Source organism: Nocardioides maradonensis (assembly GCF_054777115.1).
Genome location: NZ_BAAHAZ010000006.1, coordinates 242,703 through 258,876 on the forward strand (window position 1 = coordinate 242,703; position 16,174 = coordinate 258,876).

At 70.9% G+C, this 16,174-nt stretch carries 15 protein-coding genes; 12 read left to right on the top strand and 3 right to left on the bottom strand.

Annotated features, from left to right (window positions below):
* The first annotated feature begins 1 nt into the window (after position 1).
* The 7 genes from nusA to ACYVAQ_RS09360 all read left to right on the top strand — a co-directional run bounded on the left by nusA (position 2) and on the right by ACYVAQ_RS09360 (position 8,044).
* Positions 2-979 (top strand): transcription termination factor NusA, encoded by a 978-nt coding sequence (gene nusA / locus ACYVAQ_RS09330; protein WP_460788582.1) that lies wholly within the window; start codon positions 2-4, stop codon positions 977-979.
* Positions 980-1,073: 94 nt separating this feature from the next.
* Positions 1,074-1,418, top strand: coding sequence for a YlxR family protein (locus ACYVAQ_RS09335; RefSeq protein WP_460788584.1), 345 nt, complete (start codon positions 1,074-1,076; stop codon positions 1,416-1,418).
* Between the two features lie 94 nt (positions 1,419-1,512).
* Positions 1,513-4,383 carry a translation initiation factor IF-2 gene (gene infB, locus ACYVAQ_RS09340; protein ID WP_460788586.1) on the top strand — a complete coding sequence of 957 codons (2,871 nt, stop codon included), beginning with the start codon at positions 1,513-1,515 and terminating at the stop codon, positions 4,381-4,383.
* 115 nt (positions 4,384-4,498) lie between these two features.
* Complete coding sequence (gene rbfA, locus ACYVAQ_RS09345; protein WP_460788588.1) at positions 4,499-4,951, top strand: 30S ribosome-binding factor RbfA; 453 nt, start codon at positions 4,499-4,501, stop codon at positions 4,949-4,951.
* The gene (truB, locus tag ACYVAQ_RS09350) at positions 4,948-5,814 is read left to right on the top strand and encodes a tRNA pseudouridine(55) synthase TruB (protein WP_460788590.1); all 867 of its coding nucleotides are present in this window, start codon (positions 4,948-4,950) and stop codon (positions 5,812-5,814) included. Before rbfA ends, truB begins: the two co-directional genes overlap by 4 nt.
* A gap of 5 nt (positions 5,815-5,819) precedes the next feature.
* Positions 5,820-6,770 (top strand): bifunctional riboflavin kinase/FAD synthetase, encoded by a 951-nt coding sequence (locus ACYVAQ_RS09355; protein ID WP_460788591.1) that lies wholly within the window; start codon positions 5,820-5,822, stop codon positions 6,768-6,770.
* 50 nt (positions 6,771-6,820) lie between these two features.
* Complete coding sequence (locus tag ACYVAQ_RS09360) at positions 6,821-8,044, top strand: molybdopterin-dependent oxidoreductase (RefSeq protein ID WP_460788594.1); 1,224 nt, start codon at positions 6,821-6,823, stop codon at positions 8,042-8,044.
* Here the strand turns inward: ACYVAQ_RS09360 and ACYVAQ_RS09365 are convergent.
* Complete coding sequence (locus tag ACYVAQ_RS09365) at positions 8,041-8,736, bottom strand: DUF998 domain-containing protein (RefSeq protein ID WP_460788596.1); 696 nt, start codon at positions 8,734-8,736, stop codon at positions 8,041-8,043. The two genes, ACYVAQ_RS09360 and ACYVAQ_RS09365, sit on opposite strands and share 4 nt — an antisense overlap.
* Before the next feature lie 240 nt (positions 8,737-8,976).
* On the opposite strand from ACYVAQ_RS09365, the gene rpsO reads away from it, so the two are divergent.
* From rpsO to ACYVAQ_RS09380, 3 genes are all read left to right on the top strand, one after another.
* Entirely contained in the window at positions 8,977-9,252 is a 276-nt protein-coding gene (gene rpsO / locus ACYVAQ_RS09370) for a 30S ribosomal protein S15 (RefSeq protein ID WP_460788597.1), read from the top strand.
* Positions 9,253-9,506: 254 nt separating this feature from the next.
* Positions 9,507-11,750: a polyribonucleotide nucleotidyltransferase gene (locus ACYVAQ_RS09375; RefSeq protein ID WP_460788704.1), complete on the top strand. Its 2,244-nt coding sequence runs from the start codon at positions 9,507-9,509 to the stop codon at positions 11,748-11,750.
* Entirely contained in the window at positions 11,747-13,117 is a 1,371-nt protein-coding gene (locus ACYVAQ_RS09380) for a M16 family metallopeptidase (RefSeq protein ID WP_460788600.1), read from the top strand. The genes ACYVAQ_RS09375 and ACYVAQ_RS09380 overlap by 4 nt, the downstream gene beginning before the upstream one ends.
* Before the next feature lie 87 nt (positions 13,118-13,204).
* Here the strand turns inward: ACYVAQ_RS09380 and ACYVAQ_RS09385 are convergent, their stop codons facing one another.
* Positions 13,205-13,723, bottom strand: coding sequence for a class I SAM-dependent methyltransferase (locus ACYVAQ_RS09385; protein WP_460788602.1), 519 nt, complete (start codon positions 13,721-13,723; stop codon positions 13,205-13,207).
* A 65-nt stretch (positions 13,724-13,788) separates the two neighbouring features.
* Between ACYVAQ_RS09385 and dapB the strand changes: the two genes are divergently transcribed.
* Positions 13,789-14,544 (top strand): 4-hydroxy-tetrahydrodipicolinate reductase, encoded by a 756-nt coding sequence (gene dapB, locus ACYVAQ_RS09390; RefSeq protein WP_460788605.1) that lies wholly within the window; start codon positions 13,789-13,791, stop codon positions 14,542-14,544.
* A gap of 22 nt (positions 14,545-14,566) precedes the next feature.
* Here dapB and ACYVAQ_RS09395 read toward each other — a convergent pair whose 3' ends face one another.
* Positions 14,567-15,106 (bottom strand): GNAT family N-acetyltransferase, encoded by a 540-nt coding sequence (locus ACYVAQ_RS09395; protein ID WP_460788608.1) that lies wholly within the window; start codon positions 15,104-15,106, stop codon positions 14,567-14,569.
* 59 nt (positions 15,107-15,165) lie between these two features.
* On the opposite strand from ACYVAQ_RS09395, the gene ACYVAQ_RS09400 reads away from it, so the two are divergent.
* Positions 15,166-16,173, top strand: coding sequence for an aldo/keto reductase family protein (locus ACYVAQ_RS09400; RefSeq protein WP_460788610.1), 1,008 nt, complete (start codon positions 15,166-15,168; stop codon positions 16,171-16,173).
* The last annotated feature ends 1 nt before the right edge of the window (position 16,174 follow it).

Consider the following 16,174-nt stretch of genomic DNA (forward strand, 5'->3'; position numbering starts at 1 on the left):
CGTGGACATCGACCTCAACATCCTCCGGACCCTGGAGCGGGAGAAGGAGATCAAGTTCGACGTCCTCGTCGAGGCGATCGAGCAGGCCCTGCTGACGGCCTACCACAAGACGCCGGGTGCCTACGAGAAGGCGCGGGTCGACCTGGACCGCAAGACCGGTCACGTGCGGGTCATGGCGGTCGAGTACGACAACGCCGACAACGAGATCGGCGAGTTCGACGACACCCCCGAGGGCTTCGGCCGGATCGCGGCCATGACGGCGAAGCAGATCATGCTGCAGCGCCTGCGCGACGCCGAGGACGAGGTCAGGTTCGGTGAGTTCTCCGGCAAGGAGGGCGACATCATCTCCGGCATCATCCAGCAGGGGCGCAACCCCGACGACGTGCTCGTCGACCTCGGCAAGATCGAGGCGGTCCTGCCGGTGAGCGAGCGCGTCCCTGGCGAGGAGTACAAGCACGGAACGCGTATCAAGTGCCTGGTCGTGTCGGTCCGCAAGGGCATGCGTGGCCCGCAGGTCACGCTGTCGCGCTCCCACCCGAACCTGGTCAAGAAGCTGTTCGCGCTCGAGGTGCCCGAGATCGCCGACGGCTCGGTGGAGATCTCGGCGATCGCCCGCGAGGCCGGGCACCGCACCAAGATCGCGGTCCGTACGTCGGTCGCCGGACTCAATGCCAAGGGCGCCTGCATCGGCCCGATGGGCCAGCGGGTCCGCAACGTGATGTCGGAGCTGCACGGCGAGAAGATCGACATCGTCGACTGGTCCGACGACCCCCGCCAGCTGGTCGCGCACGCCCTCTCGCCGGCGCAGGTGCAGTCGGTGACCGTGGTCGACGAGGAGGCGCGGTCGGCCCGCGTCGTCGTACCGGACTTCCAGCTGTCGCTGGCGATCGGCAAGGAGGGGCAGAACGCCCGTCTCGCCGCCCGGCTGACCGGGTGGCGCATCGACATCCACTCCGATGAGGAGCCCAGCGGCGAGTGAGCCTCCCGGTTCGGGTCTTCCTGGCCCGACACGGTAAGGTTGATGCTCGGTGGCTCGACGAAGGCAATCTCCGGCGCGGACCGACGAATCCCCGGTGACGGGGCCCGTCCGGACCTGCATCGGATGCCGGGTCCGGGCCGCCAAACGCGAGTTGTTGCGGGTGACCGTCGGCTCGGATCCGAGGACCGGGACACCGGTCGTCGTACCCGATCCCGAGGCCACCGCACCCGGCCGCGGGGCGCACCTGCACCCCACGTCCGCGTGCTACGACCTCGCGGTGCGGCGGAAGGCCTTCGCTCGCGCGCTCCGGTTCACCGGGGCTGCGGGTGGGCTGTCCAGCGCACCGGTGGGGGAGTACCTCCGCGACTCGCACCAGACCGACACGACCGGATCCCGACCTGGGGCCGGTCCGACAGAAACGGGAGCACCCCGCTCATGAGCACTCGATGAGTACTTCGCGATGAGCATGTTCACCTCGCTTCACCCATCTACGGTCTAAGACTCACCACCGGGTCTGGGCCAAAAGGAGAATTGTGGCCAAGACCCGAGTTTCCGAACTCGCGAAGACGTACGGCATCACCAGCAAGGAAGCGCTGGAGAAGCTGAGCGCGATCGGCGAGTTCGCCAAGACGGCGTCCTCCAGCGTCGAGCTTCCTGCTGTGAAGAAGTTCGAGGCCGCGTACGGCGCCGAGCTTCTCGCCAAGAAGGACGGCGGCGCCGCTGCCGAGCCTGCCAAGAAGGCCACGCCGGCCAAGAAGGCTGCGGCCGCTCCGGCGCCCGCCGCCGAGGCACCCGCGGCCCCCGAGGCCCCCGCTACCTCTGCCGAGCCCGCCGCCGCGGCGCCGGCCGTTCCGGCGGTCAAGCCCGGTCCGCGTCCGGGCCCGGCCAGCGCGAAGCGGGCGGGGAGCGAAGCGACCGACGCCGTGAAGGCTGCTCCGGCGCCCGAGCCCGAGGCCCCCGCGGCCCCGGCCGCCCAGGCTCCGGCCGCCCCGGCGGCTCCCGCCGCTCCGGCCGCCCCCGAGGGTGGCAGCGCGGCCCCGAAGCCGCCGACCCCCAAGGCGCCCGCGCCGCGTCCGGTCGGCAAGCCCGGCGGCACGCCGCGTCCCGGCAACAACCCGTTCGCGTCCAGCCAGGGCATGGGCCGTCGGCCCGCTCCGGCTCCGCGTGACGGCGCGCCGGCCGACGACAACCGCCCGCCCCGTCCGCCGGCGCCCGGCGGTGGCCGTCCCGGCATGCCGCGCCCGAACCCGGCGATGATGCCGAAGTCCCCGGCCGCCTTCGCGGCCGGTCCCGCCGGTCGTCGTGGCCCCGGTGGCCCCGGTGCCGGTCGTCCCGGCGGTGGCCCCGGTCGCCCGGGTGCCCCGGGTCGTCCCGGTGGTGCCGGTGCCGGTGCTCCCGGTCGTCCCGGTGGCGCTCCCGGCGGCGGTTTCGCCGGTCGTCCCGGTGGCGGCGGTGGCCGTCCTGGCCAGCGTGGTCAGACCCAGGGTGCCTTCGGTCGCCCGGGTGGTCCGGCCCGTCGTGGTCGCAAGTCGAAGCGGGCACGTCGCCAGGAGTTCGAGGCCATGGAGGCCCCGACCCTGGGCGGCATGCGCGTCCGCAAGGGCAACGGCGAGACCGTGCGTCTGGCCCGTGGCTCCTCGCTGACCGACTTCGCCGAGAAGATCGGTCTGGACGCCGCCTCGCTGGTGCAGATGCTGTTCCACCTCGGCGAGATGGTCACCTCGACCCAGTCGGTGGGCGACGAGACGCTCGAGCTGCTCGGTGAGGAGCTCAACTACGTCGTCGAGATCGTCTCCCCGGAGGACGAGGACCGCGAGCTGCTCGAGAGCTTCGACCTGGAGTTCGGTGCCGACGAGGGCGACGAGTCCGACCTGGTGGTCCGACCGCCGGTCGTGACCGTCATGGGTCACGTCGACCACGGAAAGACCAAGCTCCTCGACGCGCTGCGTGGCGCGAACGTGGTGGCGGGCGAGGCCGGTGGCATCACCCAGCACATCGGCGCCTACCAGGTGCACACCGAGGTCGACGGCAACGACCGCCGCATCACCTTCATCGACACCCCGGGTCACGAGGCGTTCACCGCCATGCGTGCCCGCGGCTCGCAGTCCTCGGACATCGCGATCCTCGTGGTCGCGGCGGACGACGGCGTGATGCCCCAGACGGTCGAGGCGCTCAACCACGCCAAGGCCGCCGGTGTCCCGATCGTGGTCGCGGTCAACAAGATCGACAAGCCCGAGGCCGACCCGACCAAGGTCCGCGGTCAGCTCACCGAGTACGGCCTGATCCCCGAGGAGTACGGCGGCGACGCGATGTTCGTCGACGTCTCGGCCAAGGCCGGCCTCAACCTGGACAAGCTGCTCGAGGCCGTCGTGCTCACCGCCGACGCGTCCCTCGACCTGCGGGCCAACCCGACGCAGGACGCGCAGGGTCTGGTCGTCGAGGCGCACCTGGACCGCGGTCGCGGCCCTGTCGCCACGGTCCTGGTCCAGCGCGGAACGCTCCGCGTCGGCGACTCGATCGTCGCCGGTCCGGCCCACGGCCGGGTCCGCGCGATGCTCGACGAGTTCGGCAAGGAGATGGCGGAGGCCGACCCGGGTCGCCCGGCGATGGTCCTCGGTCTCTCGGCCGTGCCCGGTGCGGGTCAGAACTTCATCGTGGTGGAGGACGACCGTGTCGCCCGCCAGATCGCGGAGAAGCGCGAGGCGCGCGAGCGGGCCGCCCTGCAGGCCAAGCGCCGCGTCCGTCGTACCCTCGAGGACTTCATGGCCTCCATGGAGAGCGGGGAGAGCCAGGAGCTCAACCTCATCCTCAAGGGCGACGTGTCCGGTTCCGTCGAGGCCCTCGAGGACGCCCTCGCGGCGATCGAGGTCGGCGACGAGGTCTCGCTGCGGGTCATCGACCGCGGTGTCGGTGCGATCACCGAGGCCAACGTCAACCTGGCCGCCGCCTCGGACGCGATCATCATCGGCTTCAACGTCCGTGCGCAGGGCAAGGCCGCCGAGCTCGCCGACAAGGAAGGTGTCGAGGTCAAGTACTACTCGGTCATCTACCAGGCGATCGAGGAGATCGAGGCCGCGCTCAAGGGCATGCTCAAGCCGGAGTACGAGGAGGTCACCCTCGGTCAGGCCGAGATCCGGGCCATCTTCCGCTCCAGCAAGATCGGCAACATCGCCGGTTGCATGGTCACCAGCGGCCTGATCCGACGCAACGCCAAGGTGCGCCTGCTCCGCGACGGTGCGGTCATCGCCGACAACCTCGACCTGGCCTCGCTCAAGCGGGAGAAGGACGACGCCGCCGAGGTCCGCGAGGGCTTCGAGTGCGGTCTGGTGCTGCGGAACTTCCAGGACATCAAGGAAGGCGACATCGTCGAAGCCTTCGAGATGAAGGAGATCCCCAGGAGCTGACGCTCCTCGAGGCTCGGAGCTCGCTTCGCTCGCGGCCCGGCGGTCAACCTCGCTCGCTGGCGCTCCCTTCGGTTGAAGGGGGCGCCGGTGGCGATTCACCTGATAGGAACAGACCATGAGTAGCCCGCGCGTGCGCAGGATCGCCGACCGGATCAAGGTCGTCGTCGCCGAGATGCTCGAGCGCCGGATCAAGGACCCGCGCCTCGGGTTCGTGACGATCACCGACGTCCGGCTCACCGGCGACGGTCAGCAGGCGTCGATCTTCTACACCGTCCTCGACAGTGACGAGACCGAGACCGCCAAGGCGCTGGAGTCGGCCAAGGGCGTCATCCGCTCCGAGGTCTCCAAGCAGCTCGGCATGCGGATCGTGCCCACGCTGACCTTCATCCACGACGCGCTCCCGGAGACGGCCCGTCACCTCGACGAGGTGCTCGAGCGGGCGCGGCTCGCCGACGCCGAGGTCGCCGCCCGACGCGAGGGGGCGGCGTACGCCGCCGGCGAGGACCCGTACAAGAAGCCGCACGAGGACGAGGACCTCGAGGACGAGGGCTGGGACGAGGACGAGTGACCGAGTCCGGGCTGGTCATCGTCGACAAGCCCGCCGGGATCACCTCGCACACCGTCGTGGCGCGGATCCGGCGGCTGGCCGGGACCCGCAAGGTCGGCCACGCCGGCACCCTGGACCCGATGGCCACCGGGGTGCTGGTCGTCGGGGTCGAGCGCGCGACCCGGCTGCTGGGTCACCTGATGCTCACCGAGAAGGCGTACGACGCCACGGTTCGCCTCGGACGGACCAGCACCACCGACGACGCCGAGGGTGAGCTCGGCGAGCCGGTCGCGACCGACGGGCTCACCGACGAGACCGTGCGCGCCGCCTTCGCCACCCAGGTCGGTGACATCGAGCAGGTGCCGACCGCCGTCAGTGCCATCAAGATCGACGGCAAGCGCGCCTACCAGCGCGTCCGCGACGGTGAGGACGTCGAGCTCCAGGCACGGCCGGTGACCGTCCACGAGCTCACGGTGCACGCGCTCCGGCGTACCGACGGGTACCTGGACGCCGACATCTCCGTCCGTTGCTCCTCGGGCACCTACATCCGGGCGATCGCGCGCGACGTCGGCGCGGCGCTCGGGGTCGGCGGGCACCTCACCGCGCTCCGGCGCACAGCGGTCGGGCCCTACGGCCTGGACGTGGCGCACACCCTCGACGACCTCGGCGAGGACTTCCGGCTGCTGCCCATCGCTGCTGCCGCTCGCGCCGCCTTCCCCTCGGTCGACCTCGACGCCGAGCAGGAGCAGGAGGTCCGCTACGGGCGGCGCCTCCGGCTCATCCTGGACGGGCTCACCGCGGTCTTCGCGCCCGACGGCACCTTCCTCGCGCTGTACCGACCGGACGGGTCGCACGCGCGACCCGAGGCGGTGTTCGTAGGATGAGCGGCGTGCGAGCGTGGCGCGACTTCGGCGAGGTGCCGGCCGACCTGGGCCGCACGGTCGTCACGATCGGCAACTTCGACGGCATGCACCTGGGCCACCAGCACGTCGTACGACGAGCGCGGGAGATGGCTGAGCGGGTCGGTGCCGACGCGGTCGTGGCGGTCACCTTCGACCCGCACCCGATCGCGGTGCTGCGGCCCGAGCACGCGCCGCCGACCCTGACCACGATGCCGGTCCGGCTGGACCTGCTCGCCGCGGCGGGCGTCGACGACGTGCTCGTCATCCCGTTCAGCCGCGAGATCGCCGCGTGGACGCCGCAGGAGTTCATCGACCGGATCATCGTCGAGGCCCTGCACGCGAAGGCGGTCGTGGTCGGCGCGAACTTCCGCTTCGGCAACCGCGCCGCCGGCGACTGCAACGCGCTGCGGGCCGCGGGCCTCGAGCACGACTTCGTCGTCGACGAGGTGTCCCTCGACGGTGGGCCGCAGGTGTGGTCCTCGACGTACGTCCGCACCTGTCTGGCGGCCGGCGACGTCACGGGTGCGGCGGAGGCGCTCGGTCGTCCGTTCAGCGTCCGCGGCGTCGTGGTCAAGGGCGACCAGCGCGGTCGCGAGCTCGGCTACCCGACGGCGAACGTCCCGCTGCGTCCCGGCGCCGCGGCCCCCGCCGACGGTGTGTACGCCGGCAGGCTGACCGTCCTCGACGGGCCGGACGCCGGCACGGCGTACCCCGCGGCGATCTCGGTCGGCACGAACCCGACCTTCGACGGCGAGCGGGAGCGGCGGGTGGAGTCCTACGTGCTCGACCGCACCGACCTGGACCTGTACGGCAGGGAGGTCGAGGTGGCGTTCGCCGACCGGTTGCGGGGGATGGTGCGCTTCGACTCCGTCGACGACCTGCTCGTGGCGATGGCCGACGACGTCGCGCGCGCGAGGGATCTGCTCGGCGTGAGCTGAACTCGCTCCGGTGTCCAACTGGAGAAAGTTGATCGTATTAGTGTCGATACATGGCAGGCATGCGTCTCTCCCGTCGGTCCCTCCTCGGCTCCGCCCTCGGCGGTGCGGTCGCCCTCTCCGCCGCTGACCTGCTGCCCGGTCTCGCCCAGCGCGCCGTCGCCGGCGCGCCCGCGATCCTCAAGCCCTTGCCGGCCGAGTGGTTCGTCGACTACGGCACCAACGCGGAGATGCGCTGGGACTCGGTAGACCCCGCGGCGTACGCCACCACCCAGGAGCGCCTGTTCGTGCGCGACCACGTCTCGACGCCGACGATCGACCCCTCGACGTACGCGCTGCGGATCTTCGGGGACGGCCTCGCGGACCCGGCAGGGGTGAGCCTCACCCTGGACCAGGTCAAGTCGTTCCCCAACGTCCGGCACACCTCGGTGCACGAGTGCACCGGGAACGGCCGCAGCTTCTTCGCCTCCCAGCAGGGGCAGGCGGTGGCCGGCACCCAGTGGACCCTGGGAGCCGTGGCGTCGGTGCAGTGGGACGGGGTGCGGCTGGCCGACGTGCTGCAGGCTGTCGGGATTCGGCCTGACGCCGTCTCGGTCATGTCCACCGGGCTCGACCCGCACTACGTGACCGGCGGCGTCGACTACGGCCCGGTGCGTCGCCCGTTCCCCGTGGAGAAGGCCCTCGACGACGCCCTCCTGGCGTGGGGCGTCGACGGGGCGCCGCTGCTGCCCGACCACGGCTACCCGCTGCGCCTGGTGCTGCCCGGCTGGATCGGGATCGCCTCGACCAAGTGGTTGGGCTCCCTCGAGGTGTCGACCAGCGAGCAGGCCTCCCCGTGGAGCACGACCTGGTACAACATCGACGGCCCGCTGACCGTCAACCCGGTCCGATCGGCCTTCGAGCTGCCGTGGAACGCCCGGATCCCCGCGGCGCCGTCCGTCACGGTCACCGGGCGCTCCTGGAGCGGTCTGGCGCCCATCGCGGCGGTCGAGGTCAGCGTGGACGGGGGAGCGACCTGGAGGCACGCGGATCTCGGGCGCACCTACGTCGGCAGGGGAGAGCCGCACCGGGGCGCGGGGCGCCCCGCCGGGGTCGGCGACGGCGGCTTCGGCTGGACCCAGTGGTCCCTGACCCTGCGTCGGCCCGCCACGGGGGCGCACACGCTGATGGCCCGGGCGACCGACCTGGCGGGCCGCACGCAGCCCGACGTGGCGGCGTACAACCCCAACGGGTACTTCTTCGACGCGGTGGTCAAGCACCCGGTCACGGTGGTCTAGGAGGTGGCCGGGGCGCTCCGCGTGGTGGTCACCGCGGTCCCCTGCGGGACTTCGTCGGCGTCCGGCTCGAGGAACACCATCGCCACGACGCCCGCGAACAGCACGAAGAAGAACGCCTCGACCGGCGCGTCCCACCGGTCGATCAGGTAGGACAGGGCGAGTGCCGGGTAGCCCACGAGCAGGCCGATGGCCAGCGCCGAGGCGATCGTCGACCACACGTGGACGGCCCCGGTGTGCAACCGGCGCCACATGAGCACGATCGCCAGGGTGGCGAAGCCGAACTCGGCGATGCCGGAGACCATGTGGACGTAGTGGTGCAGCGGCAGCTGGAAGCTCCACTCGGCGGCTCGGCAGGCGTCGTCGCGGCCCTCGGGGCACGCGTAGGGGTACATCCCGCCGATCACGCCCGCGATGCCGAAGCCCATGAGCAGCTTCCACTCCCGCACGCGGTCGTTCGCGACGGGCGGGCCGAGCACCATGAGGCCCACGCAGATGAGGAGCCCGGACGCGACGTCGAGGTGCTCGAAGACGGACGCATGGGGGACGCCTGTCGCCTCGAGATCGCTGAACATCCCGTCCGGGCTCGGCATCAGACCCACCGCGACCGCGCCGACCCACCAGTTGTAGGTGAGCACGCTGAGCAGGCCCAGGAACCGGGCCGTGCGTCGGGCGGCAGGAGTGTGGGGAGCCACGTACCGCATTCTCCCGGACTTTGGTTGGGTGCGCCAACGGTTTAACGCAAAAAGTCGAGCGGCGCGCGTCACGTCCGGCTCGGTCGCCGTCCGGCGTCGATTCGGCCGGGCCCCGCACGCGTTGGTAGCCTTTCCCGGTTGCCCGCACGGGCGACGTACGCCGTCAGACGGCCGCGGACCGAGAGCGCTCCAGGAATTCAGGCTGGGGCACCGCGCAACGAACCGGAAGAAGGAATCCACATGGCAGTCGGAACCGACGCTGCGACCAAGGCGAGCATCATCGCCGAGTACGCCACCACCGAGGGTGACACCGGTTCGCCGGAGGTCCAGATCGCGCTGCTCAGCCACCGCATCTCGCACCTGACCGAGCACCTCAAGCAGCACAAGCACGACCACCACAGCCGTCGTGGCCTGCTCCTCCTGGTCGGCCAGCGCCGCCGCCTCCTGAACTACCTGAAGAAGACCGACATCGAGCGCTACCGCTCCATTGTCGAGCGCCTCGGCCTGCGCCGCTGATTTCCGCCGCTCGGCGGAGCGTCTCCGGCGTTGCGGGCCCTCGGCGGCCCGCTCCGCTTGACGGCCGCCTTCGGGCCCGCGCCTTGGAGCCGCACGCGCCGAGCGACGGAAATACCATGGAACGGACGACCTTCCGGTCGTCCGTTCTGGCTTTTGTCGGCCCGCTGGATAGGCTGACCTGCGACAACAAGTCCAATCCCTGTGGGGCAGCGTGCTCCACGACGTACGAATAAGAGAACATCTTGACTGATCCTGTGATCTCCGCCGTCGAGACCGTGATTGACAACGGCAAGTTCGGCACCCGCACCGTCAAGTTCGAGACGGGCCTGCTGGCCCGCCAGGCCGCCGGCTCGGTGAGCGCCTACCTCGACGACGACACCATGCTCCTGTCGGCCACCACCGCCGGCAAGCACCCGAAGGACCACTTCGACTTCTTCCCGCTGACCATCGACGTCGAGGAGCGGATGTACGCCGCGGGCAAGATCCCCGGCTCGTTCTTCCGTTCCGAGGGTCGCCCGGGCGAGGACGCGATCCTCGCCTGCCGCCTCATCGACCGCCCGCTGCGCCCCACCTTCAAGAAGGGCCTGCGCAACGAGGTCCAGGTCGTCATCACCGTGATGGCGCTCAATCCGGACACGCCGTACGACGTGCTCGCGATCAATGCCGCGTCGCTCTCCACCCAGCTCTCCGGCCTGCCGTTCTCCGGCCCGGTCGGCGCCACCCGCGTGGCGCTCATCGACGGCCAGTGGGTCGCGTTCCCGACCCACACCCAGCTCGAGAAGGCCGTCTTCGACATGGTCGTCGCCGGTCGGGTCACCGAGACCGGTGACGTCGCGATCATGATGGTCGAGGCCGAGGCGCCCGAGGCGACGTACGAGCTCATCCAGGCCGGCGCCGGTGCGCCGACCGAGGAGGTCGTCGCCGGTGGTCTCGACGCCGCGAAGCCCTTCATCAAGCAGCTGTGCGAGGCGCAGGCCGAGCTCGCGAACGTGGCCGCCAAGCCCGTCCAGGAGTTCCCGATCTTCCTCGACTACCAGGACGACGTCTACGAGGCCGTCGAGGCCGCGGTGGGCCAGGACGTCCACGACCTCTACACGGTCGGCGGCAAGCGCGAGAAGGTCCTGTCCAAGCAGGAGCGCGAGGAGGAGGGTGACCGGATCAAGGCCGCCCTGCTCGACAAGATCGGTGCCCAGTTCGAGGGCCGCGAGGGCGAGATCGGTGCGGCGTACAAGGCGCTCACCAAGAAGGCCATCCGCACCCAGGTCCTGCGCGACAAGGTCCGCATCGACGGCCGTGGCCTCGCCGACATCCGTCCCCTCCACGCCGAGGTCGGCGTGATCCCGCGCGTGCACGGCTCGTCGCTGTTCGAGCGTGGCGAGACCCAGATCCTGGGCGTCACCACGCTGGACATGCTGAAGATGGAGCAGCAGCTCGACACGCTGTCGCCGGAGACCCACCGGCGCTACATGCACAAGTACATCTTCCCGCCGTTCTCCACCGGCGAGACCGGTCGCGTCGGCTCGCCGAAGCGCCGCGAGATCGGCCACGGCGCGCTCGCGCGTCGCGCCCTCCTGCCGGTGCTGCCGAGCCGCGAGGAGTTCCCCTACGCGATCCGCCAGCTCTCCGAGGCCATGGGCTCCAACGGCTCGACCTCGATGGGCTCGGTCTGCGCGTCCACCCTGGCGCTGCTCCAGGCCGGTGTGCCGCTGAAGGCGTCGGTCGCCGGTATCGCCATGGGTCTGATCTCCGGTGAGGTCGACGGCAAGACGGAGTACGTCGCGCTGACCGACATCCTCGGCGCTGAGGACGCGTTCGGTGACATGGACTTCAAGGTCGCCGGCACCAAGGAGTTCGTGACCGCGCTCCAGCTCGACACCAAGCTCGACGGCATCCCGGCGGAGGTCCTCGGTGCGGCGCTCAAGCAGGCCAAGGACGCCCGCCTCTCCATCTTGGAGGTCATGGCCGAGGCCATCGACGCTCCCGAGGAGATGTCGGTCCACGCCCCGCGGATCATCACCGTGAAGGTCCCCGTCGACAAGATCGGCGAGGTCATCGGCCCGAAGGGCAAGGTGATCAACCAGATCCAGGACGACACCGGCGCGACCCTGTCCATCGAGGACGACGGCACGGTCTACATCGGTGCGACCAACGGCGAGGCCGCCGAGGCCGCCCGCGCGGCGGTCAACGCGATCGCCAACCCGACGATGCCCGAGGTCGGCGAGCGCTACCTCGGCACCGTCGTGAAGACGACCAACTTCGGCGCGTTCGTCGCGCTGCTCCCCGGCAAGGACGGCCTGCTGCACATCAGCAAGCTGCGTGGCCTCGCCGGTGGCAAGCGCGTCGACAACGTCGAGGACGTCGTGTCGGTCGGTCAGAAGCTCCAGGTCGAGATCGCCGAGATCGACGACCGCGGCAAGCTCTCGCTGATCCCGGTCGTCGAGGACGCCGAGGGCGAGGCGGCCGAGGCTGTCGAGACCGAGGGCTCCGAGGAGGAGTGACCACTCCGCTCCACCCGACGGCCGGCCAGCGCTTCGCTGGCCGGCCGTCGGCCTTCCACCCCGCGGCCCGCGCGTCGACCCGCACGCTCGAGACGTTGCGCGACGCCGCCGGCCAGGTCACCTCGCAGGTACGCCGCACGACGCTCCCGTCGGGGCTGCGGATCATCACCGAGCAGATGGCCGGGGCCAGGTCCGCGTCGGTCGGCGTGTGGGTCGGCGTCGGCTCGCGCGACGAGCGGCCGACCACTCATGGTGCGTCGCACTTCCTCGAGCACGTGCTGTTCAAGGGCACCCGCTCGCGGTCGGCGCTCGACATCTCCATCGCCCTCGACGCGGTCGGCGGGGAGTTCAACGCCTTCACCGCGAAGGAGTACACCTGCTTCCACGCGCGGGTGCTCGCCGAGGACCTCCCGCTCGCGGTGGACGTGCTCGGCGACATGATCACCGACTCGGTGATCACCACCCACGACGTGGACGCCGAGCGCGACGTCATCCTCGACGAGATCGCCATGCACGACGACGACCCCGACGACGTGGTGCACAACCTCTTCGCGGAGGTGGCGTGGGGGAGCGACAGCCCGCTGGGTCGGGCCATCGCGGGCTCGACCGAGTCGATCGAGCAGATGCCACGCGACACCATCCGGCGGTTCTGGAGGCGGCACTACACACCGGCGACGATGGTGATCGCCGCTGCGGGTGCTGTCGACCACGCCACCGTCGTACGACTCGTGCAGAGGGCGTTCGCCCGCAACGACTTCCTGTCCGGCACGGCCGACCCCGAGCCGCCCCGCACCGCCGGACGCCGCCCGAAGGTCTCGCCCGGGCATGCGCGGGTCGAGCGTCCCTTCGAGCAGGTCAACCTGGTCGTCGGGTCGGAGGGCCCGGCGCGTGACGACGACAACCGCTTCGCGCTCGGCGTGCTGTCGACCGCGCTCGGTGGCGGTACGTCGAGCAGGCTGTTCCAGGAGATCCGGGAACGTCGTGGCCTCGCCTACTCGGTCTACTCCTTCGCCAGCCACTACTCCGACTCCGGCCTCGTCGGCGTCGCGCTCGGCTGCCTGCCCGACCGAGCCGACCAGGCCCTGGCCGTGGTGCGCGACGAGCTGGCGAAGATCGCCGCCCACGGCATCGACGCCGACGAGCTGCGCCGTGGCAAGGGCCAGCTGGTCGGCGGCCTGGTGCTCGGCCTCGAGGACTCGGGTGCCCGGATGATGCGCCTCGGCAAGGGCGAGCTCACCCACTCCCAGCTCTACGGCATCGACGAGGTCATCGCCAAGATCGACGCCGTCACCCTGGAGGAGTGCGCTGCGGTCGCCGCCGACGTCTTCGCGCGGCCCGAGGTGCTGGCCGTCGTGGGCCCCGCCTGACCGCGAATCCGGACTTCTGGTGCGCCGAATCCGGCCTCGTGGTCGACCGAAACGCCGGTTTCGGTCGACCACGAGGCCGGATTCGCGCTATCGGCGGCCGATGATGCCGATGACGGGCGGGTTCTTGCTGTCGACGATGTAGACCCGGAAGCCGCCCTCGGTGAGGGCGGCGGAGGTCTTCGCGAGGATCTCGGGGACGTCCTCCTCACGGGTCGTGTTGTAGAAGAGGTTGACCGAGCCGCCGGGCAGGACGCGCTCGTGCAGCAGGGCCACCTCCTCCTTGCAGTCGCGCACCCAGAACAGGTTGACGTCGAAGGCGAAGACCTTGGTGAGTCGCTTGACCGGCACCCGCAGCGTGGCGAGGTCGATCTGGCGGACCGTGAGCCGGCCGGCCTCGATGTGCTCGGCGCAGCGCTGCTTGGTGCGGTCGACGCCGGCCTCGGACCGGTCGATCGCGAACATCTTGCCCTTGCCCTCGAGCCGACGGCAGATCAGGTCGGCGGCCGCACCGGAGCCGCAGCCGATCTCGAGCACGTGGTCGTTGTGCTGCACGTCCATGAAGTCGACCGCCCAGCGCAGGCGCGCGGGGATGCTCTGAACTGCCATGGGGCCAGCCTGCCAGAAATGGGCACCGACCGGCGCGCAGGTCGCTCCCCATAGACTCCTGTGTCGTGAGCGAGCAACTGCGGGTCGGGGTGATCGGTGCCCGCGGCAAGGTCGGGTCCGAGGTCGTCAAGGCGGTCGAGTCGGCCGAGGACCTGACGTTCACCGTCGGTGTGGACCAGGGTGATCCGATCGATTCGCTGGTCGAGAGCGGCACCCAGGTGATCGTCGACTTCACCCACCCCGACGTGGTGATGGACAACCTCGAGTACTGCATCCGCAACGGCATCCACGCCGTCGTCGGCACCACCGGCTTCGACGACGCGCGCCTCGACGCCCTGCGCGGCTGGCTGGCCGACAGCCCCGGCACCGGCGTGCTGATCGCCCCCAACTTCTCGATCGGCGCGATCCTGATGATGCGGTTCGCCGCACTCGCCGCTCCGCTCTTCGAGTCCGTCGAGATCGTCGAGCTGCACCACCCGACGAAGGCCGACGCCCCGAGCGGCACGGCCGGACGCACCGCCGAGCTGATCGCCGCCGCGCGCCGCGAGGCTGGCTCCGCGCCGATGCCGGACGCCACGTCCACCGGCCTGGACGGCGCCCGCGGCGCCGACGTCGACGGCGTGCGGGTGCACAGCGTGCGGGTGCGCGGACTGGTCGCCCACCAGGAGGTGATCCTCGGCGGGCTGGGGGAGACGCTGACGATCCGCCACGACTCGCTGGACCGGGTCTCGTTCACGCCCGGAGTCCTCACCGGCGTACGACGCATCGCCGCGAACCCGGGCCTGACCGTGGGACTGGAGCACTTCCTCGACCTCGGGTGAGCCGCGCCGGGGTCGGTCGGCCTCAGCGCAGCGCGGTGTGCAGGCGCACTTGGCGCAGCGGATGGCCGGTGAGCTCGTCGACGAGCTCACGGGTCGCCCCGTCCGCCGCCCAACCGGCCGACTCGAGGAAGGCACGCCGGACGTCGTCGGTGGTCGCGAGCCAGCAGGTCGCGCGGGCGAACCGGTCGGCGGTCAGCGTGTCCGCGCACGCCTGGAGCAGGCGGGACCCGTGCCCGGCGCCCGTCGCATCGGGCGAGACGAGGAGCTCGGCGATCTCGCCGTCGACAGCAGGATCGGCGTCGGGGTCGGTGGCCGGACCGGTCTGGGCGACACCGACGACGGTGGCGCCGGCGAGCGCCACGAGGCAGCGCCGCCGGGCCTCGGGCGGCTGCGCCAGACCTCGTCGTACGGCGTCCACGAGGTCGTCGCGTCCCAGGCCGAGCTCGCGCAGGCGGCCGGCCAGCTCCTCGGCGTACCAGCTCGAGAGCTGCAGGTCGGCGATGCCCTCGGCGTCAGCCGGCCAGGCGATCCGGACCGAGACGTCTGCATCCACGCCACCCATCCAACCAGCCGGCGCAGAACCTTCTCCGAGGGGTTGCCCGCCTCACTAGGGTCGAGCCCATGGAGATCCGCAACCTCGGGGCGAGTGGCCTGAAGATCTCGGCCATCGCCTACGGCAACTGGCTGACCCACGGTTCGCAGGTCGAGGAGGACGCGGCAGCAGCCTGCGTCCGGCAGGCGCTCGACGAGGGCATCACGACCTTCGACACCGCGGACGTGTACGCCAACACGGCAGCCGAGAGCGTCCTCGGCCGGGCCCTGGCAGGGGAGAGGCGCGAAGGGCTGGAGATCTTCACGAAGGTCTACTGGCCGACCGGTCCTGGCAAGCACAACGACCACGGCCTCTCGCGCAAGCACATCCTCGAGTCGATCAACGGCTCGCTGAAGCGCCTCGGCACGGACTACGTCGACCTCTACCAGGCGCACCGTTACGACTACGACACGCCGCTGGAGGAGACGATGCTGGCGTTCGCCGACGTCGTGCGGTCCGGCAAGGCGCTCTACATCGGCGTCTCGGAGTGGAAGGCCTCGCAGATCCGCGAGGCGGCCTCGCTCGCGCGCGAGCTGCACGTGCCGCTGGTGTCCAACCAGCCCCAGTACTCCATGCTCTACCGGGTCATCGAGGCCGAGGTCGTGCCGGCCTGCCGCGAGCTCGGTCTGGGGCAGCTCGTCTGGTCACCCGTGGCCCAAGGCGTGCTGACGGGCAAGTACCTGCCCGGCCAGCCGCCTCCGGCGGGCTCGCGGGCGACCGACGAGAAGGGCGGCTCCACCTTCGTGGCGCGGCTGATGCGCGACGAGGTGCTGGAGCGGGTCCAGCTGCTGCAGCCGATCGCAGCCGACTGCGGGCTCACCCTGGCCCAGCTGGCCGTCGCCTGGGTGCTGCAGAACGACAACGTGTCGGCCGCGCTGATCGGAGCGAGCCGCCCCGAGCAGGTCACCGAGAACGTGAAGGCCGCCGGCGTGAGGCTGCCGCCCGAGGCGCTCGATGCGATCGACGAGGCGCTCGACGGAGTCGTCGTGACCGACCCGGCGCTCACCGAGTCGCCCCGTCGCTCCGAGTGGGGCTGAC

Excerpts from the sequence above, each read along its gene's own strand:
- ACYVAQ_RS09395 (WP_460788608.1), bottom strand. The coding sequence starts at position 15,106 with ATGGGTGGCGTGGATGCAGACGTCTCGGTCCGGATCGCCTGGCCGGCT.
- ACYVAQ_RS09360 (WP_460788594.1), top strand. The coding sequence starts at position 6,821 with ATGGCAGGCATGCGTCTCTCCCGTCGGTCCCTCCTCGGCTCCGCCCTC.
- rbfA (WP_460788588.1), top strand. The coding sequence starts at position 4,499 with ATGAGTAGCCCGCGCGTGCGCAGGATCGCCGACCGGATCAAGGTCGTC.
- ACYVAQ_RS09400 (WP_460788610.1), top strand. The coding sequence starts at position 15,166 with ATGGAGATCCGCAACCTCGGGGCGAGTGGCCTGAAGATCTCGGCCATC.
- ACYVAQ_RS09385 (WP_460788602.1), bottom strand. The coding sequence starts at position 13,723 with ATGGCAGTTCAGAGCATCCCCGCGCGCCTGCGCTGGGCGGTCGACTTC.
- rpsO (WP_460788597.1), top strand. The coding sequence starts at position 8,977 with ATGGCAGTCGGAACCGACGCTGCGACCAAGGCGAGCATCATCGCCGAG.